Raw genomic sequence first — 20817 nt, forward strand, 5'->3', positions numbered from 1 at the left:
GCGCGCTTTTCGTTATTACTTTTCTGAAATTGAAGCAATACCAGGTAATTCCTTACCTTCAAGATATTCAAGTGAAGCACCACCACCAGTTGAAATGTGTGTCAACTTGTCAGCAACACCCAATTGTTGTACCGCAGCAGTTGAATCACCACCACCAACGATTGTTGTACCACCATTTTCAGTAACTTTAACCAATTCTTCACCAATTGCCAAAGTACCTTTAGCAAAATTAGGCATTTCGAACACACCCATAGGTCCGTTCCAAACAACAGTCTTTGCATCGGCCAAAGTGTCTTGCAATAGTTTAACAGACTTAGGACCGATATCAAGACCCATGTATCCGTCAGGAATGCCAGCTTCTGCATCAACAACTTCAGTCTTTGCATCGTTTGAAAATGCATCAGCAGCAATTGAATCGATTGGCAAAACCAACTTGTCGCCAGCTTCTGCCATCAATTCCTTGGCCAATTCAACTTTATCAGCTTCAAACAATGAATTACCAATCTTGTTACCCTTAGCAGCGTCGAATGTATAGGCCATTCCACCACCAACGATAACCTTATCGGCCTTGTTCAGCAATGACTTTACGATCTCAATTTTATCCGAAACCTTTGCACCACCGATAATAGCAACGAAAGGACGAACTGGGTTAGCAACAGCATCACCCAAGAACTTGATTTCTTTTTCCATCAAGAAGCCAGCAGCTGCTTGTGAAACATTTGAAGCAATACCTACGTTTGAAGCATGAGCACGGTGTGCTGTACCAAAGGCATCGTTGATAAACAAGTCATCACCCAATGATGCCCAATACTTACCTAACTCAGGATTGTTCTTTGATTCGTTCTTGACGACTTCGCCATCAACAACGTCTTCAAAACGTGTGTTTTCAACCATCAAAACTTCACCATCTTGCAAAGCGTTGATTGCTGATTCTAATTCTTCACCACGAGTTTGTGGTACGAATTTAACGTCCTTACCCAACAATTCGCCTAAGCGTGCGGCAACTGGTGCTAATGACAATTCTTTCTTATCGTCTTCAGACTTAATACGTCCCAAATGAGAGAACAAAATTGCGCGACCATTGTTTTCCAAAACATACTTGATTGTTGGCAAAGCTGCCACAATACGGTTATCGTTTCCGATAACGCCTGCCTTGATAGGCACGTTGAAATCAACGCGCATCAATACTTTCTTACCTGAAAGTTCCAAATCTGAAACAGTCAATTTAGCCATGATAGCCTCCAAATTTTTATAGTTACAAGTCTATTATAAAACAAAATTTTGTCTTTGTGTTGTTCGCGTGTGAGAAACTGCACGATTAATTTCGACGGTGAACCTTTTTCATAGGCAATCCCGTCATCCGTAATTTCAAATAATTTTTTCGGTCCACCAAAATCCGTGTTATTGCATGTTGATTATCTTTTAAAATAACGGTTAATTGACTCCAAATATCTCTTTTTTCGTTTGATAATTCGTCAAGAATTGTTAACGTTGTTCGTTTAGGTACGTAGCTCATTTCTCTTTGTAACTGTGTAACATTATAATCATTTCCAGCATATTTACTTAGCGTGTTCATCATATATTTTTCAGCACTAGCATATTTTTGACCAGCAACATAAACAAAATTGCGTTTACCTTCAAAATAATAATCACTGACCACCACTTCAGGATGACCAAAATAAAAATCGGATTCTAATAACTTTCCTTCGCTAAAATATTGTTTTGCAAATAAACGTCCGTCCCGTAAGTAAATATCTTTATAGTCTATTTTGCCATCTGAGTCCTGCCAAACAACTGCTTGAACGATTCGTTTCGAATCACCAAACCAACGTACAGTTGCTAACTGTTGTCCACGGCTAACGATACTTTTAGTCCAGTCTTTGTTAATAACCAATTGCGCCTCGTTGGGCACTGGTAATTCACCCCACCAGATGCCCTTGGTTTCATCAATCTCACTTAAATAACTCTGCGCATATATATCAAACACCCTATGAGGATTTAGACCAAGTTTTTTAATGAGATGCGCTGCATCTTCATGTGGTGTAGCCAACCACAATTCATCACTATTACCGGACCTTACTTGCTCTATTTGCCAAGCAACTCCCTTTAAATTGGTTTCTGTGAGAGAATTGATAATCTCTATCTTCATATTAGCACCTCACATATCTTTTGCCACTGATCAGCGATGTTATTTGTCTGATATTCCTTTGCCTTTTGGTGAGCACCAACAGACAGGTGATCATAATTGTCAAAAATGCGTCGCATCGCATCAGCCAGATTAGAAATGTTAGCATGCTCTTGCGCTTTGTCTCTGTCAAAAGCAGCTAAACACCCATTCACTCCCTCACACACAAGCTCTTGGGCACCATATAAGTTAGCATAGGTGGCTATCGGTAAAGCGTCGCCAATGGCTTCAATATACGTTAATCCGAAACCCTCAGAATAAGAGGCTGACACAAATGCATCATATTTTTGAAAATCATGAATAATGTCTTGGCTCAAACCTCTTAAATGCACGCTGAATTGCAAGTCTAATTCCGCTATTGCTCTTTGTATGTTTTCTTTTTCGTTTCCTGAACCGTAGATGGCTAATGTGACATCCATTCTCTCGTCGCGCAATTTTTTAACAGCTTTTATGATTTGTACTATATTTTTTTCTGGATGTAAGCGTGAGGCGGTGACAAAATGAGCAGTCCCGCCGTGCCAGCGACGTGGATTCTCTAATTTAGCTACCCCACCAACCGGCACTGCATAAATTTTATCGACGCCTCGCATATTCATTTGAGTAAGTTGTTTTTTTATCATCTCAGCTTGCAATTCTGTAGCTGTTACGACTAAATCCATATCATCCAGGTGATCAAACATATATTGATAATAATTGTTCCATAAAGGGTGCCCTCCTTGATAGGTTACTAGGTGTTCAGCATGAATCATATCCACAATTTTCAAGGGTAATCCAATGCGCTTTAATCGTACTAATGATTCTTCACATGCTGTCCCACGATCTAAAAAATAAATGTTTTTTTGAAAAATATGTTGCATTTCTATAAAAAAGAAATCAATTAATGCTTCTTTTGTTGAAAAAACATAGTTTTTACCACGAAAATTATGTAAATGAATATTTGTAGCAATTTTTCCACGCGAACCACTGTCTCGATAATGCCACATTATTTCATGGGTACCATTTTTTAAAATAACACGATCGTCATCAATCAAAAATATTTTTTTTGCTTCAGAATAACTTTTAGTACGAAAAATGGTTTCAGTATATTGCCCTGTCGTTTGGTGCACGATGGTGCGCTGAGTGTTTGTTAAATCCCACAAAGAGTTAGTGGAATATTCATTAATTTCTGTTAAACCTGTCTCGGCGTATCGATTTGGATCATCACTTAACAAAAAATCATATAATCCGATAACTTCATTTTCTGGTAAGGACCACAATTGCATATGATGGTGTAATTGTGGCAATAAGTCAGTGAAGATAAACTTAAATTCAATCTTTTTTTCACGAAAACAGTGCGCACGATAAAACTGTGCGTGTTCAACGCCACTATTACTTTCACCAATTGCCTTATTCACAAAAAAGTTCATAATTATCGCCTCACATTTTATCTGTTATGGATAATTATATACAAAAAAAGGAACTCTCCCAAGTTCCTTTTCATATTAGTTGCCCCTGCTGGATTCGAACCAGCGCATGTCGGTACCAAAAACCGATGCCTTACCACTTGGCGAAGGGGCAATAGCTAATTTATTTTGCCGTTAGCTTTTATCGGCAATGGGAGCGGTAGGATTCGAACCTACGAACCCGAAGGAACGGAGTTACAGTCCGTCGCGTTTAGCCAGACTTCGCTACACTCCCATATCTCAAACAACTATATTATAATACCAGAAAATCAAGTCGTTGACAATACCTTTTCATAATTTTTTTAAACATTCTTCTTCATAGAATCACGAAGCAACCCAAAAATCGTCCACAGAGCTACAACAACAATTAACTTGTTTAATAAATCGACATCCATACTAGTAAAGAACTTAGCCGCAACAATCACACCTAGAACACCACCTATAGCCACACCAGCGAACCCTCGCCATGATACCCGATCCATTTTGATTACATTTAAGGCTGTAGTAGGCATAATCAATGCTGCATCTAACATCATTACAGGGAAAGCGACGGCGGGATTAACACCCATTAAAGAGAAGAATATTAGTTCTGGCGCATAATTACCCAAACCCATAGTCATCAGCACGCCAATGCCAAAGTTGAAAACGATCCCCAAAATCAACCACCAGCCATGTAACCCATGCACACCCATTGAATTATTACTTCCTGGGGTAGTAATCATACGCACTATCATGATAATAACAGCAATTAATAATGCTATAGCCATCACGCGTTGTACCGTAGGTGCGTGCCATTTTTTTGTGACATGAGTCCCGACATAAGCCCCAATCACTGCAGCTGTTGTCATAGGTAATAAAGTTGTCAATTCAACTTTAACAGCCGTAATAAAAAATAAAGCTTGAAACATTACTGGTATCGCATGAACCGCATTCAAGGTTCCCGGTAATTTGCGATCATCATCTATATAATTTGTCATCCGGAATGCTGCGGTTGTTGTTGCAAATGAACCAATACCCAGTGTGTCTCCAAAATCTGTTATAAATCCAATCAACATACCTAAACCAAATCGCTTAAAAATGGGTTGTCTATGGAGCAGGTACGATCTGACAACAACTATAATCATTGCTATCATCACAACAACAAGTAATATTTGTATACTATACAGTATGAAATTTTCAGGCAACATAGTTCTCTCACTTCAAAATTAATCTTTTTCATTGTATCAAAAAAAGCGCCTATTTTGCGCTTTTTAACTGTAACACATATTTAAAAATAAATTCACCAAATTTGTACACGTTCTTGGGGGTCAAGCCACATGTTATCTCCTTGCTTCACGTTAAATGTCGAAAAGAAGTCATCAAAATTTTTCACTTGTATATTGACCCGTAATTTGGCAGGACCGTGAGGATCTGATGCAGCTAATAACTTCATATATTCTGGGCGTGCTTTCATTCGCCAAATGGCAGCCCAATTTTCAAAAAATTCAGTTGCAGAAAAGTCTTCATCACGTTTAGCTGCTTCTAATGCAGCTGCTAAACCACCTAAATCTGCTACGTTTTCGGAAACAGTTAGGTGACCATTAACTTTTGCGCCGTATGAGTCTAAACCATCAAATTGTTGAACAATTTGATCCGTCCTTACTTTGAATGCCTCATAGTCCTTTTCTGTCCACCAATTATTCAGGCTACCAAACTCATCAAATGAAGCACCATTGGTATCAAATGCATGAGAAATTTCATGAGCAATCACTGCGCCAATGCCACCATAATTGGCCGACGATGATTGTGCCAAGCTATAAAATGGTTCTTGCAAAATAGCCGCCGGAAAAACAATCTGATTTTGCTGTGGATCATAATACGCGTTAACCAAATGAGCCGGCATGTGCCATTCGCTACGGTCTACCGGTTGATGCCACTTACTCCAAGCATAAGCAATTTCTATCTTTCGAAATTTCAAAGCTGTTTCAAACAACGTTGCATCGCTAGAAACTACTTTTTTCTTCAATCGTTCTGGTAACTTTTCTGGATAACCGATGTGTGGCACAATGGTATTTAACTTAGTAACTGCCTTCTTGCGCGTTTCTGTGTTTAACCATTGTACCGATTGCAAGCGATTCTTGTAGACATCAATCATTGAGGCAACTTTTTCTTCAACATCAGCTTTGGCTTCAGGAGAAAATTTCTTTGATGCATAATATAAACCAATTGCTTGGTTAAACGGACGTGATGCAAGATAAAAGGCTGATTTTTCTTGACTCATCGCTTCAGGCAGACCACTTAAAGCACGTTGATAAACACTTCCCAAGATACGAATTTCGTCCGATAGATAAGCTGTAAATTGGTTCACCAATGTCACAAGCAGATATGCTTTTAATAATGGCCATGCTTCTTCTGAATAGAATTGATCAGCCGCTTGCCAAAAACGTTCTTCTGGAACCACAACCATATCTGGTATCTGACCAACCAATTCATTTAAAATATCGTTTAAGGGTAACGCTGGTGCTAATTGAACAAGCTTTTCCCACTCATATGGGTGGTAAAGCTTTGCATACTCGTGCCCCTCTTCTTGACTCAATACCACGGTCGCAACCCGTGCATCAAATGCAAGATATTTGTCAATCAAATCATTAACTTCACTTTCTGAAAAACCAAATTTTGGCAACAAAGCCTCTTGTTCTTCACGAAACTTAGCAAGCAACACTTTTGCCTGTGGATGATCTTTAGTGTAGTATGTTGTGTCTGGCAAAAGAATATCCAGACCACCCGCCCACAAAACATTGGTACGTGCGTCCTTGAAATCAGGTTCCACACCAAACGGAAACGCATTTGGTAACCCAGCTTTTTCTAAATCAGCGATGTGTGAAGCAAAGTCAGCAAAAGACGAGAAGGATTGGTATTGCTTCAAAAATGGTCGTATTGGAGACGAACCAAGCTCGTTGCGTGTTGTGAAATCAGATGCCAATCGATGATATTTAACAAAATTATTCAAAATAGCGTCATCGGGTAAGTCTTGCCCTTTTTGCCAGTCAGATGTCGTTTGCAGTAACCACCGCTCAATATCATCAGCTAAATCACTAAACCCACCAGTGCGAGGTTTATCAGATGGAATCACTGCCGTTTTTTCCCATTCTCCATTTACTGCCTCATAAAAATCATCTTGGATTCGAACCATTAAATCACTCCTTCTCATTTAGTACACTCAATTTGTTAACAAACATTATATACTAGTTTCATTAAAATATAAAAATCGAACAATATTACATGTTCGATTTTTATATTACTTCTGTTGTACTTTATAAGTTGCAGCCTCTTCTTCAGTTGCCAAAACAAAGTGCCCAGGATTAACTTCTAACATTGTACGTTCTTTGCCGTCTGTTTCAACACTAGGATCATAATCAATATGTTGGCGATTATTTTCAACTTCCGGATCGGGCACCGGAATAGCTGACAATAGACTTTTCGTATATGGATGCAAGGGGTGATTATATACGGCGTCTGCCGTTCCAATCTCAAGCAATTTTCCCCAATGCATGACACCAATACGATCTGAAATATATTTTACCATCGACAAATCGTGAGCAATGAACAAGTAAGTTAATGAATGTTTCTTTTGTAATTCTTTCATCAAATTAACAACTTGTGCCTGAATCGAAACATCCAACGCAGATATCGGTTCATCAGCAATAATGAACTTAGGGTCAACCGCAAGTGCGCGCGCAATTCCAATACGCTGACGTTGTCCACCGGAGAATTCATGTGGATAACGAGAGGCATGATCTTTGTTTAAGCCAACTAGGTCCAACAACTCTTGAACTTTAGCATTACGCTCTTCTTTGGACTTCGCTAAATGGTTCACGTCGATACCTTCAGCAATAATGTCGCGCACTTTCATACGTCCATTCAAACTAGCTTGAGGATCTTGGAAAATCATTTGTGAGTCTTTACGAAATTCAGAAAGATGCTTTCCTTTTAACTTAGTGACATCTTCCCCATCAAATGTAATTGTACCAGCCGTTGGTTCATATAATTTTAAAATTGTACGACCAATTGTTGTTTTACCAGATCCAGATTCACCAACAAGGCCAAACACTTCACCTTCATAAATATCAAAACTCACATGGTCAATAGCACGAACTTCATTTGATTTACCTTTGTTAAAATACAACTGTAAATCTTTCAACTCAACCAATTTTTTTGGTGCTTCTTCGGTCATGATTAAGCCTCCTGCCCTTGTAATTCTTGCCAATGGGCCCAACGATTCAAAATTTGTCTTGGTGGGGTAACCTTAGGCGCACGTTCATCCAACAACCAAGTGGCCGCATAGTGTGTCTCACTAACTTTGAAGAATGGTGGCTCTTCGCGGCTATCAATTGCTAATGCATATTGATTACGTGCCGCAAAGGCATCCCCAACAGGAGGTTCCAACAAATCAGGCGGTGTTCCTGGAATGGCCTGTAACGAGCCTTCTTCAGTGTCTGTTGTTGGCATTGAATTCAACAATCCCCATGTATATGGATGTTGTGGATTGAAGAAAATTTCATCAACAGTGCCATACTCCACAATTTTACCAGCATACATAACAGCCACTCGATTGGCCATGCCAGCAACAACACCTAAATCATGCGTGATGAAAATAATAGATGAGTTTGATTCCTTCTGTAGCTCTTTCATCAAGTTCAATATTTGCGCTTGAATAGTTACATCTAAGGCAGTTGTTGGTTCATCTGCAATCAATATTTCAGGATCAGCTGCCAAAGCAATTGCAATAACCGCACGTTGTCTCATTCCACCTGACCATTGGTGTGGATAGTCATTGATGTGTTCTTCGGCATCAGGAATACCAACGCCTTTCATCAATTCTAGCGCACGAGCCAAGGCCTCTTTTTCTTTCATTCCACGATGCTTAACCAACGGTTCAGCAATTTGATGACCAATTTTCATTGTTGGATCCAAACTCGTCATTGGATCCTGAAAAATCATAGCAATTTCATTACCACGGACGTGTTGCCACTCTTCTTCTTTCAACTCTAATAAGTTTTTGTCCTTAAATATCAATCGACTGTTGTCAGGGATGACAGCATTCTTAGCGTTTAGTCCCATTAAAGTTTTTGTTGTTACTGATTTTCCTGATCCAGACTCACCAACAATCGCTAATGTTTCACCTTCGTTTAAATCAAATGAAACATCACGAATCGCCTGCACGGTACCAGCATAAGTATTGAAGTTGACGTGTAAATTTTCAACTTTTAAAATTGGATTACTCATTATACATGTACCTCTTAATCTTCACTCGCACGTGGGTCGAAAGCATCACGAAGTCCGTCACCCAATAGAATGAACGCCAACGAAATTAACACCAACATACCGGAAGGAATCAAAACTTGATAAGGATAGAATTGCAACATACTTTGTGCATCAGAAATCAATGATCCTAACGATGCTGTTGGTGGCTTAACACCCAAGTTAATCGCTGACAAGACAGCTTCAAACATGATTGCACTTGGCACAGTCATCATAATCTGGACAATAATTGTTCCAGCCATGTTTGGTATTAAATGCTTAATAGCAATTTTAGTTGAACTTTCACCGAGCGACTTTGCAGCCAATACATAATCACGTTCTTTTAATGACAAAGTCATGTTACGCACTTGGCGAGCCATGCTTAACCATCCGGTAATAGCAATAGCAATAATAATAGAAGTTACACCATTACCAAGTAACAATCCAAACATAGTAACCACTATCAGGTTAGGCACTGATGACAAAATTTCAATGATACGTTGCATAACGACATCAATCCACCCGCCTTTCCATCCGGAAACAACACCATAGGTCACACCAATAAAAAGATCAATGACTGTAGCAGAAATTGCTACCAAAAGCGAGATGCGAATACCCACAATAACACGTTTTCCAAGCGAACGGCCAATGTTATCTGTACCAAATAAAAAGTTCTTTTTTACATTATTGTCAGTGTATGAATCTGTTGATTCAGTTGCGCCTGGTGCTTTAATCTTTCCGTTCCAGCCTGGAATTGGTAAACCAGACTTGGGTGGTAAGTTTTTATACTTACCAACATTATCTGCATCAAATGAATTCGCATCATTTTGTGTTACAAAGAAATTTGAAGCAATAGCAAATCCTAGGATAAATACCAAAAACCACATTGATATTACCGCTAGTTTATTTAATTTTAAACGACGCCAAGCATCTTGCCAAAATGACAGTGCTGGTTTAGAAATACGCTCGTTGGCATTAGAGTTTTGCGCGCCAACAATGACAAAATCTTCAGTATTTGCAGCCATCATGAGCCTCCTTATTGCAAACGAACACGTGGATCAACGATAGCTGTCAAAATATCCGTAATCAAAATCATCACCATCAACATTAGGGCATAAACAATTGTGGTCCCCATGATAACTGGAAAGTCTTTTGTAGGAATAGATGAAACAAACTGTTGTCCAATACCTGGAATTGAGAAAATATTTTCAATCAAAGTGGAACCCGTCAGCAAGCCAGCTGCAGTCGGACCAATCAGTGTCAAAACAGGTATCATTGAATTACGATAAGCATGTTTATTGACAATTTCTTTTTCACTTAGACCTTTAGCACGCGCCAATTGTACGTAATCCGAACTCAAAGCTTCAATCATTTCTGACCGAACAAAGCGAGTGACTACAGCCGCAGGACCAACGGCTAAGGCGATGGTTGGTAGTACTGTTTCTGAGAAAGAATCACCCCAACCAGAAACTGGGAACAATGGCCATTTGAATCCAAAAAGATATAATAAAATAATTCCTAAAATAAAACTTGGAACCGAAATACCTAGTGTTGATACTACACCTAACGCACCATCAATTTTATTATTTTTGTTTCGAGCTGAAGCTGCACCCATAAACAGACCAGCTACCACACCAACAACCAATGCTTCAGCACCTAACTGGGCTGAGATAGGTAACCGCTGTCCGATTAACATGCTAACACTTTGATTTTGATACTGGAACGAAGTTCCAAAATCACCACGAAAGGCATTTACCAAATAATTCAAGTACTGTTGCCATAAAGGCAAATCTAAACCATATGCTTTGTTCAATTGGGCAATCATTTGCGGCGTTAATTTAGGATTATTGAACGGTGTTCCTGGCATAATTTGCATCAAGAAAAACGTAGCAGTAATCACCAAGAATAACGTGAAAATCAGAAGCGCCAATCGCTTTAAAATGTATTTCACCATAGTCTTGTCTTCCTAATAAATAAGAATTGACATACGTCAATTCTCATTTTTAATTAAATGTAGTTTAATTCTATCATAAACCTCTTACTTACGGTAGGCATATTTCAGGTCCATATTTAATCCTGTAGTGTTGATAATAACACCTTTAACATTTGAACGAGCTAATGAATATCCTGAACGGAAGTAAAGTGGATTAAAGTTGGCTTCCTTATACAATGCTGCTTCAGCTGCCTTATAATCTGAATCGCGTGCAGAGTCATTCAAAGCATCTGTGGTTTCAGCTTTTTCAACTGCTGCAGTATATGCAGAGTTCTTGAATTGTCCATCATTGTATGAAGCCCCATCCTTAAACAAGTCATAGAATGTTGAACCTTCTGGATAATCACCACCCCAGAGTGAAACAATCGCATCAAAGTTTTGTGTTTGAGCATCTTGCAAACGTTGCTTGAATGGTACAAACTTTTCTTCGACCTTCAAACCAGGCAATGCTTTTTGTAATGAGCCTTGCAGGTAATCTAATGTGGTCTTCGCAGTTGCACTATCTGCATCAGACGTAATTGTCAAAGTCATGCTTGTTTCACCGACTTCTTTCAACCCTTCTGCAAATAACTTAGCAGCTTCTTTAGTGTCATACTTGTAACCGGGAGCAACGTACTTTGCTAAGTCTTCGCCAGAGGCAGTCTTAGCTAACCCTTCAGGTGCCAAACCAGTAGCAGGAGTTGATACACCAGAAGTAACTTGGTCAACCAATTCTTTACGGTTTGTTGCTAAGTTCAAAGCTTGACGAATCTTTGTGTTAGACAAATACTTATTTTTACCAGTTTGGTTGTATTCGATATAAGCTGTTGTTGCTTCTGGAACCTTTACAGTATCCTTGTTGCTCTTGTTAGCAGCATACAATTCTGGTGTTGATATTGATGCACGGTCTAACTTGCCTTGCTTGTACAATTGCACAGCAGTTTCAGCTTTTTTAACAACAGAATAGTCAATTTCCTTTGTCTTAACGCTCTTGGCATCCCAGTAGTTATCGTTCTTAACAAGCTTAAAGCTGTTATTAGTGCCGTTCCAACCTTCAAACTTATAAGGACCAGAATACAATTGCTTTGCAGATGTCGTACCATACTTCTTACCTTGCTTTTCAACAAAGCTCTGCTTCTGAGGCATAAAGTTTGCAAATGTGAGCAAATACTTAAATTGTGGCATTGGGCGTTCTAACTTAAATGTAATTACATTCCCCTTAGACGTCACACCCAAAGTACTAACTTTGGCTTTTCCAGCAACAATGTCGTCTGCATTCTTAACACCTGATGTCAAATATGCATATTGTGAAGCAGTCTTCGGGTTAACAATGCGTTGCCATGAATAAACGAAATCCTTAGCAGTTAGCTTAGATCCATCTGACCACTTCAAGCCACTGCGCAATGTAGCAGTATAAGTCAATCCATCTTTCGATACTTTGACTGACTTAGCTAATTCTGGAACAGCCTTACCCTTGGCATTAACACGGAGCAAGTTAGATCCGGTGTTACCAATAATTGTTCCTGAGTAAGTATCCGTATTTTTTGAAATATCTAAAGTTTGAATTTCTGTCGGAAAAGAAAACTTGAGTGTATCACTTGATGATCCGTTCGAACCACCCCAGAGACCGGCAGCACGCGTTCCAGCGCCAGCTACAACCACAACGGCTGCACCGATCGCCCATTTTTTCCATGTATCCATGAAGATATATCCTCCCGATATACTTAATATGTTGATGTTTTTTAGTTTACCATGTTAATTTCTCATTTGCAACTCATTTATATTAGATTTTAATATTTTGTTGCATTTCGCCAGAATGTCAGGAATACTAACAAAATCATACTATTAATAAGTTTTTTTGTGCTAAATGCACCTCATTTGCCACAATTTTTTTAATCATTGCAACAGCAAAGCTACAGTATGCTTAGAATAAAAATAAAAAAAGCATCGTTTTCTTACTTCACAAAAGAAATATATTAAGCGCTTCACATTTCGTATGAAACCCATTCCTTTAGAAGAAAACAATGCTTTTATTAAAAATTATAAGTTGTACTTAGGCTAAGCGACGATCAAACCACTTGGCAATTAGCGATAGGCCATAATTCAACAAGAAGTATACTAACGTAATTGCAATCAGAACCGGGATGATATAAGTAGAGTTTTGTGCATAAATAATCTGACCACGATAAGTCATTTCGGCCAAGACAATACCCATAGCAAGACTTGTATCCTTAACCAATGATATCAACTGTGAAATGATTGGTGGAATCATCTTCTTATATGCTTGTGGCAGAACAATGTAGATCATTGTCTGGATATTTGTTAGTCCATTAGCACGTGCACCTTCAAACTGTCCTTCATCAATTGATTCTAGTCCGCCACGCACGATTTCAGCGAGCATTGAAGATTCAAAAGTGCTCATCGCAACAACAGTTGCCCAAAAGATAGGTAAATGAATGCCTATCTTTGGTAAAGCAAAATAAACGAAGAAAATAATTAATAGCAACGGTAAATTACGAATAATATTATTAATTGTACCGACAAACTTAGAAAAATATGGGATACGTTCAAATTGAACAATTCCAATAATTGATCCAGCAATAAAACTTAAAATAACCGAGATAATTGATACACCAACTGTAATGCCTAATCCACCCAACAAATATTGGACGTTTTGCGGTGTAAAGGCGTCAAAAATTCCTAATGTAACCATATTGTCCTCCTTATGCTGCGTGCTTTAGTTTACGTTCGAGATTCTGCATGTAGTAGCTCAACGGCAATGTAATTACCAAATAGAAAAGTGCCACAATAATATAGGTGCTAAAAGTGTCAAACGTAGTAGCTGCAATCATATTTCCTTGATACATCAAATCCAATCCACCGACAAAGGCTAGGATTGATGAGTTTTTAACCAAATTAATGAATTGGTTTCCAAGTGATGGTAGTGCTATTTTAAAGGCTTGGGGCAGTACAATGTACCGCATACTTTGATTAAACGATAATCCATTAGCGCGCGCCCCTTCCATTTGTCCATTATCAACGGAAAGGATACCGGCACGAACAGTTTCGGCAATAAAAGCTGATGTATATAATGATAATGCAATGGTTCCAGCAGCAAACCCGTTCATTGGAATAACCTTAGCAACTACTAGGAAGAAGAAGAAGGTGATAATCAATAATGGAATGTTACGAAATACTTGCACATATACATTACCAATTTTTTGCGCCCATTTTTGTGGCAAAATTTGTAAAATAGCAAAGAACGTGCCCAAAATCATAGAAATGATTAGCGCAATAATACTTGATAGTAAAGTATATCCAAATCCTTGCAAGAACGTTGGGAAATTATTTTGTAATAACGTCATTATTTCGCCTCCAATTCATGCCAATCAAGTCCTGGTACATCGCTGAACCACTTCTTGATTAAGTTATTATAAGTACCATTTTTCTTAATGGTTGCAAGCGCTTTGTTCGTCTCCCTAACCATTGGGCCTTGATTATTATCAAAAGCAATAGCAATACCATAAGGTCCGTGGGTAAAAGTACCACCCACAATTTGATAATCTGGGTTTTCTGTAGCAAACCCATACAAAATCGCATTATCAGTTGACATTGCCTGCCCCTGACCGGCCTTGAGGGCCTGCATACCTGTGGCGTAATCTTGAACAGCTAGCAACTTGGCCTTTGGTGCAAATTTCTTTGTCTCTTCGGCAGCCGTAGTACCAACAACAACGATAATTTTATACTTTGAATCATTCATATCTTTAATTGACTTGATTCCTGAGTCTTTTTTAACCAGAATTGATTGTCCGGCATCAAAATATTGATTCGTAAAGTCAATAATTTTTTCACGTTCAGGTGTGATTGTCATTGTTGATACCGTGCCATCAATATTAGTATTCTTCAATAATTGTATTTTTGAAGACGAAGACACTGGTACGAACTCCGCAGACATTGGAACACCAGTTTGCTTTGATATCTGAACTGTTAACGCTTTAGCAATATCGACGTCGAACCCTTTAGAAACACCAGTCTTTGTATCCATTAAACCGAATAATTTGGTGTCAGATTTCACTCCCCAAATAATCCGCCCTAATTTTTCAACACGTTGTAATGTGTCTTGATGCTCTTCATTTTTCTTAGCAGCAGTAGTTGCCCACAATAAACCGAGGACAATAACAGCAGCTAAAACGATTGTGGCAATGATACCAAACTGTCTTTTTTTAGCTTTTTCCATAGTAACAGAGCGTTAATGGCTTTTATTTTCAAATATTTCATATCACAAGATACTGAAACTTCCAAAAACGCGTTTCCTCCAAATCTAAATTTTATTTGTGATCAACTTGGCTCAAGAACTGTTGAGCACGTGGTTCTCTAGGATTATTAAAGAATTCTTCGGTTGTACTATCTTCAAGAATTTCACCGTCGGCCATAAAGATAACACGATCAGCCACGGCCTTAGCGAAACTCATTTCATGGGTAACAACAAGCATTGTCATAGATGAGTCCTTAGCAATATCACGCATAACGTCCAACACATCCCCAACCATTTCAGGATCCAAAGCTGATGTTGGTTCATCGAACAACAAGGCTTTAGGTTGCATCGCTAATGAACGAGCAATAGCTGCACGTTGCTTTTGACCACCTGATAGTTCAGACGGCATATTAGCTGCCTTATCTGCCAAACCAACTTTATCTAATAAAGCCATTGCTACTTTCTTATTTTCGTCTTCATTACGCTTCAAAACTAGACGTGGTGCGAGCATCACGTTTTCCAAAGTTGACTTATTATTGTACAAATTAAAATGTTGAAAAACCATGCCAATGTTTTTACGGATACGATTGATATCGGTTTTAGGATCATGTAAATCAAATCCATTGACTAGAAGCTTACCTTCTTGTATTTCTTCTAGTCCATTAATTGTACGAATCAAAGTTGACTTTCCAGACCCTGAAGGACCAATAAGGACAACAGTCTCACCTTCATCAATTTTTAAATTAATGTTCTTCAAAGCATGAAACTTCCCATAATATTTCTCGACGTTTTTAAATTCAATCATTGACATGACTTAATTCTCCTTTTTCTGAGCGTGTACACCGCAGTGCACACGGTAGCAAAAACTAGCCTAACATAAAATCTAAAACTAGTCTCTTCTAATTACCATTTTACGCATACTTAGTTCGTTTAGTCAAAGTTGTATGTGAAGTTTTATAACAAGAAGTTATAGCCATTCACTGTGATATTTGACCTATACCGCTATCCCACTTTGTGCGCCTTGCAATCGATAAAGGTCATAATACCTTCCATGTGCTGCAAGCAGTTCATCATGGGTTCCACGTTCAACGACCTCTCCTTGATCCAGCACCAAAATTAAATTAGCATCTTTAATAGTAGAGAGTCTGTGGGCAATTGCATTTGTGGTTCGATCTTGACGCATTTTAACCAGTGAGTTCTGAATTTTTGCTTCTGTTTCCGTGTCCACGTTCGCAGTGGCTTCATCCAATATTAATATTTTAGGATTAGCTACAATTGTGCGTGCGAAACTGATCAGTTGTTTCTCACCAGCAGAAAAACTGCTTCCTCCTTCTTGTACTTTAGCTTGATACTTGCCGTCTAACTTTTCTATAAAATCATCGGCACCCACAAATTCAGCTGCTAATTTAATTTGTTCATCCGTAAGACTGTCATTGTACATACGAATGTTAAACGCAATATCGCCGTAGAACATGAATGGATCCTGTAACACTAGTCCCATTTTGCTGCGTAATTTATCCATCGCAATATCACGGATATCCTGACCATCAATCAAAATTTCACCTGATTGAAAGTCATAAAAACGCATTAATGTATTAATGGTAGAACTTTTTCCAGAACCAGTATGCCCTACCAAGGCAACCGTATCACCTGGGTTAGCAGTAAATGTTAAATCTTTTAGGATTGGATGACGACCATCATAGCTAAAATTAACATGCTTAAATTCAATTTTCCCATCAGTGATATCTCCCTTAGCATTCGGGTTTTGCGCCGGAGCATAAGTATCGTTACCGAGGATACCAAGGATACGATATCCTGATACTAAACCTTCTTGGAAAGGACTGAACAAATTCATAATACTTTCCAAGGGGCCAAAAATATTGTTTAAATAGGTAGTGAATGCATAAATAGCGCCTGCTGAGACAACTGTTTGTATGGAAAGTTCACCAAAATACCATAAAACTAAAACCGTCGCACCACCTAACAACATGTCAATCATAGGTTCTAATAACAACGCATCAGCCTTAATCATTTTAAAACGAGCATTAAAGTACTCGCCATTAATCTTGCCGAATTCTTTTTTAAAGCGATCCTCTTGATAAAACTCTTGAATGATATCAATTCCGGTGACACTTTCAGCAATTTTAGCATTCAGTGCCGACAAACGTTCGCGCATATGGCGAAATAGTCGTGATGAAAAGCGTTGATAAATGATAATACTGACCACGATGAATGGTACAACAACCATCATAAGGAGGGTTGCGCGCACATCAATTGTCCACATGCCAATATAGGCACCAATCATACTCATCACAGCAAAAGTAAGCTGCATAAAGAATCGCCAAAAATCTGTCAACGATGCCGTATCATTATTAACTCGTGTTACTAGTGAACCCGCAGGCATTTCATCGAAAAATTTCATGCCTAATGTGTGCAGCTTTTGAAATACGCGTAAGCGCATATCTTCTAAAGCATATTCACCAGCCACAGTGAAATAGTAGACATTCAAAGCATCTGTCACAGCTTGCAACACGCGAATGACCGCAACCAAAATAGCAAAGCTAATCGTAATTTTTAGCGGAACACTACTTGTTTGATGCAAATAAGTCGTCATATAGTAAGCAATAACTCGTGGTGCAGCAGCTTGTAGTAGTGCAAAAGCTGCGCCAATTACAAGTGCCACGATAAACATTGACCGAAACGGTTTTGCCATTTTAATTAACGTCCAAATAACATGCAGTTGTTCTCTAACTGGTATATTTTTTGCCCAAACAGAATTATTTTTCTCTGTCATCATCATCCCCCTCTCCCTCTAAGTTTTGTTGGAGCGTTGTTGCTAGTTGTTGTTGCTCATACATTTGGGCATACCATCCATGTTGAGCAATCAGTTCTTCATGACGACCACGTTCAGCAATTTCACCGTGGTCAAAGACTACAATTTCATTAGCATTCATCACGGAACTAATTCTGTGAGCAACAATAATCGTTGTTTTTTCTTGCCGAGTAGTTTTTAAAGTATGCAATATTTGTTTTTCTGTCCGCGCATCTACGGCCGACAAAGCATCATCTAAAATTAAAATTTCTGGATCAATAATTAAGGCACGAGCTATAGCCAATCGCTGCTTCTGACCGCCCGATAAACTTACGCCATGTTCACCAACTTGTGTGTCGTATCCCTCAGGAAAGTTCTGGATATCTTCATGTAAGGCCGCCATTTTAGCAGCTTTTTCTACTTCTTCTTGCGATTTATTAATATCAGCAAAGCGGATGTTATCTCTCACTGTTGTCGAAAACAAAAAGTTTTCCTGCGCAACATAGCCAATCACTCTATGATATGCACTTAACTTATAGTCTTTAATGTTCTTACCAGCAAAACTAATTTGACCAGTATAACCATCAAACTGGCGCAGCAGCAGCTTGATTAAGGTTGTTTTACCAGAACCAACACGCCCAACTATACCGACAGTTTCACCAGCACGAATATTCAATGAAATATCTTTCAAAACTTCCGATTGATCATCTGGATACTTAAACTGATTAATCTGAATAGCAACATCACCATGAGATATGCTATCGTAGCCCTGCTCATCTTCAATAATTGATGATTTTTCAGATAGAATTTCTTGGACACGCATATATGAAGCATTACCACGTTCCAATACGTTGAACAATTGCCCCAAACCAAACATTGGCCATACAAGTAACCCTAAATAAGTTGAAAATGAGACAAGCTGCCCGATTGAAATTGAATCATTCACTACCAACGACCCACCATAAGTAATCATCACAACATAACTAATTGTCATCACCAGCGTAGCCATTGGTCCAAACAAGGAGTCAATGGCGGCTACCTTTTTATTGATTTGAATCGTTTTTTGTATTTCCTCATCAAAAGCATCAACGTCTTGTTTTTCTTGCCCCAATGTTTTAATAGCTTTAATTCCAGCTATCGATTCTTGAGACTTGTTTGATAATCGTGAAAAAGCTTCTTGAGATGATGTAAATGCACGTCGCATTTTAGGTGATAAATACCAAACTCCGGCCGCCAATAGTGGTAAAGGTAAAACACCAATCAACGTCAAACGCCAATCAACCACAAGGATCATTGAAATAACTGTGAAAATAATAATAACAATCGAATCAACTAGCATCAATACACCACCAGATGCCACTCTCTGCACTGCTGACAAATCGTTCGTCGCATGTGCCATTAAATCCCCCGTACGTCGACGCTGATAAAATGTAGTATCCATTTTCAAATAGTGATCAAACAATTGCTGCCGTAATGTTTTTTCTAATAGCGCCGAACCTTGGAAAATATGTGTAATCCACGTATAACGAAATATGTACATCAACACAGAAAAAAGCAAAATACTACCAGCATAGAAAAATAGCTGATGCATCGTCATTTGTCGGGACACTATCACATCAGTGAAACGACCGATTAACGCCGGGGACACCATTTGTGATATTTCTGTCAGAAACAAAAAAGTGAGCCCCAACATATATAGTCGTTTGTGCTCCTTAAAGAACCACATTAATTTTCCAAAAATAGTCATAAGATTCTCCCAGACAGTATAAATCTCCACAATTCATTAAAGCTATCTAAATAATATACCATATTTAAAAAGATTTTTTATATTTTATTCATATAAAATTAATTAAAACTACTATCGTACTGCTAACAAACCACACAGCACCATATATAATGTGCTGTTTTGGATTTAGGTTCATCACACCAGCAAACTCTCGCAAAAACGCTATGCCACGGTACGGAAACTGCGTGTAACCTCCTCGACCTTGCGCATTAATTCCTTGTTTTTTTGCGAGTAAAACACCACGAAAAACATGATACTCGCTTGTATAAAATGTGAATGAACTGTTAGTTAATTCAGCACTATTCCTCAAATTTTCATATGTATTTTTAGAACGGTCTTCTAATATTGTCTTCTCATAGGGAACATTTAGTCTTTTTACAGCAAAGTTTCTCATTGCTTCTGCCTCAGAAATTAATTCATCTTTCCCTTGACCACCCGAAAAAATGATTGTTGGATACTCTGACATTTTGATTGCATCTTTAACAGCTGCCTGAATACGATTACCAACAATGCGACCAACGTATTGTCCATCAACTAACCCACCGCCTAAGACAACAATCGGACCATCGATTGGTCGTTTAACCACCAATCCATACAACATACTACTGATACTAAACTGTAAAAATTGCCATAGAACGTATATTGACAACCAGGGGATAACAACAAGAATAGGGTTTAAAGATATTGAAAACCCATCATTCAGAAGCCAAATGCCAATATCAGCAATAGCATACACAAGCAACACTAGCGGGAAAACTAACTGATTTAGGCTGTGTTGCCATTTACGCCAACTTTGAAAACTGTGATAGGCTAGTGTAATCACCAAAAATAGACCCGCAATATTACCCCACTTAACGAACATCTTAGCTTCATTAATTATATGAACAACGGATATACTTGGAAACTGAATCACCTGCAGACCAATGAATAAAAAAATCACAATGATTAACACATAAAATCCTAGTCGTAAACTTGCTAGGTTGATCCTGATTTGATGCCAAAGTAGCCAAGAAAAAATACTTATGGCTAAAGTTAAAATTGTTAGAATTGCTATCATAAAGCTATTGTAACACGTTACTTTTACA

17 protein-coding genes and 2 tRNA genes are annotated in these 20817 nt (G+C 38.5%); all 19 read right to left on the reverse strand.

All coding sequences use genetic code 11. The annotated features are described in order from the left end of the window. Positions 1–15: 15 nt before the first annotated feature. The gene (locus A6B45_RS09395; RefSeq protein WP_072614324.1) at positions 16–1233 is read right to left on the reverse strand and encodes a phosphoglycerate kinase; all 1218 of its coding nucleotides are present in this window, start codon (positions 1231–1233) and stop codon (positions 16–18) included. An 85-nt stretch (positions 1234–1318) separates the two neighbouring features. Next, the gene (locus tag A6B45_RS09400) at positions 1319–2149 is read right to left on the reverse strand and encodes a glycosyltransferase (RefSeq protein WP_072614325.1); all 831 of its coding nucleotides are present in this window, start codon (positions 2147–2149) and stop codon (positions 1319–1321) included. Beyond that, positions 2146–3591, reverse strand: coding sequence for a glycosyltransferase (locus A6B45_RS09405; RefSeq protein WP_072614326.1), 1446 nt, complete (start codon positions 3589–3591; stop codon positions 2146–2148). Before A6B45_RS09405 ends, A6B45_RS09400 begins: the two co-directional genes overlap by 4 nt. A gap of 79 nt (positions 3592–3670) precedes the next feature. Next, positions 3671–3742 (reverse strand) — tRNA-Gln (locus tag A6B45_RS09410). Between the two features lie 37 nt (positions 3743–3779). Continuing rightward, positions 3780–3862: transfer RNA gene (locus A6B45_RS09415), tRNA-Tyr, on the reverse strand. A 67-nt stretch (positions 3863–3929) separates the two neighbouring features. Continuing rightward, positions 3930–4814 carry a sulfite exporter TauE/SafE family protein gene (locus tag A6B45_RS09420; protein WP_081371195.1) on the reverse strand — a complete coding sequence of 295 codons (885 nt, stop codon included), beginning with the start codon at positions 4812–4814 and terminating at the stop codon, positions 3930–3932. A 92-nt stretch (positions 4815–4906) separates the two neighbouring features. Further along, positions 4907–6799, reverse strand: coding sequence for a M13-type metalloendopeptidase (locus A6B45_RS09425; RefSeq protein ID WP_072614327.1), 1893 nt, complete (start codon positions 6797–6799; stop codon positions 4907–4909). 105 nt (positions 6800–6904) lie between these two features. After that, complete coding sequence (locus A6B45_RS09430) at positions 6905–7840, reverse strand: ABC transporter ATP-binding protein (RefSeq protein ID WP_072614328.1); 936 nt, start codon at positions 7838–7840, stop codon at positions 6905–6907. A 2-nt stretch (positions 7841–7842) separates the two neighbouring features. Continuing rightward, positions 7843–8892 carry an ABC transporter ATP-binding protein gene (locus tag A6B45_RS09435; protein WP_072614329.1) on the reverse strand — a complete coding sequence of 350 codons (1050 nt, stop codon included), beginning with the start codon at positions 8890–8892 and terminating at the stop codon, positions 7843–7845. 14 nt (positions 8893–8906) lie between these two features. After that, a complete protein-coding gene (locus tag A6B45_RS09440) occupies positions 8907–9932 on the reverse strand; it encodes an ABC transporter permease (protein ID WP_072614330.1) in 1026 nt (341 codons plus the stop codon). Positions 9933–9943: 11 nt separating this feature from the next. Then, positions 9944–10861: an ABC transporter permease gene (locus A6B45_RS09445; protein ID WP_072614331.1), complete on the reverse strand. Its 918-nt coding sequence runs from the start codon at positions 10859–10861 to the stop codon at positions 9944–9946. Between the two features lie 84 nt (positions 10862–10945). Next, positions 10946–12580: a peptide ABC transporter substrate-binding protein gene (locus tag A6B45_RS09450; RefSeq protein WP_072614332.1), complete on the reverse strand. Its 1635-nt coding sequence runs from the start codon at positions 12578–12580 to the stop codon at positions 10946–10948. A gap of 352 nt (positions 12581–12932) precedes the next feature. After that, the gene (locus A6B45_RS09455) at positions 12933–13592 is read right to left on the reverse strand and encodes an amino acid ABC transporter permease (RefSeq protein WP_072614333.1); all 660 of its coding nucleotides are present in this window, start codon (positions 13590–13592) and stop codon (positions 12933–12935) included. Between the two features lie 10 nt (positions 13593–13602). Further along, positions 13603–14244 (reverse strand): amino acid ABC transporter permease, encoded by a 642-nt coding sequence (locus tag A6B45_RS09460; RefSeq protein WP_072614334.1) that lies wholly within the window; start codon positions 14242–14244, stop codon positions 13603–13605. Then, the gene (locus A6B45_RS09465) at positions 14244–15116 is read right to left on the reverse strand and encodes a transporter substrate-binding domain-containing protein (protein ID WP_072614335.1); all 873 of its coding nucleotides are present in this window, start codon (positions 15114–15116) and stop codon (positions 14244–14246) included. Before A6B45_RS09465 ends, A6B45_RS09460 begins: the two co-directional genes overlap by 1 nt. 91 nt (positions 15117–15207) lie before the next feature. After that, complete coding sequence (locus A6B45_RS09470; protein WP_072614336.1) at positions 15208–15945, reverse strand: amino acid ABC transporter ATP-binding protein; 738 nt, start codon at positions 15943–15945, stop codon at positions 15208–15210. Positions 15946–16128: 183 nt separating this feature from the next. Then, positions 16129–17928, reverse strand: coding sequence for an ABC transporter ATP-binding protein (locus A6B45_RS09475; RefSeq protein WP_072614518.1), 1800 nt, complete (start codon positions 17926–17928; stop codon positions 16129–16131). Next, positions 17912–19693, reverse strand: a complete 1782-nt coding sequence (locus A6B45_RS09480) for an ABC transporter ATP-binding protein (protein ID WP_072614337.1) — start codon at positions 19691–19693, stop codon at positions 17912–17914. The genes A6B45_RS09475 and A6B45_RS09480 overlap by 17 nt, the downstream gene beginning before the upstream one ends. Positions 19694–19781: 88 nt before the next feature. Further along, the gene (locus tag A6B45_RS09485; protein ID WP_072614338.1) at positions 19782–20789 is read right to left on the reverse strand and encodes a YdcF family protein; all 1008 of its coding nucleotides are present in this window, start codon (positions 20787–20789) and stop codon (positions 19782–19784) included. Positions 20790–20817 lie beyond the last annotated feature (28 nt).

This window comes from Leuconostoc suionicum (assembly GCF_001891125.1).
GTDB classification, from domain to species: domain Bacteria; phylum Bacillota; class Bacilli; order Lactobacillales; family Lactobacillaceae; genus Leuconostoc; species Leuconostoc suionicum.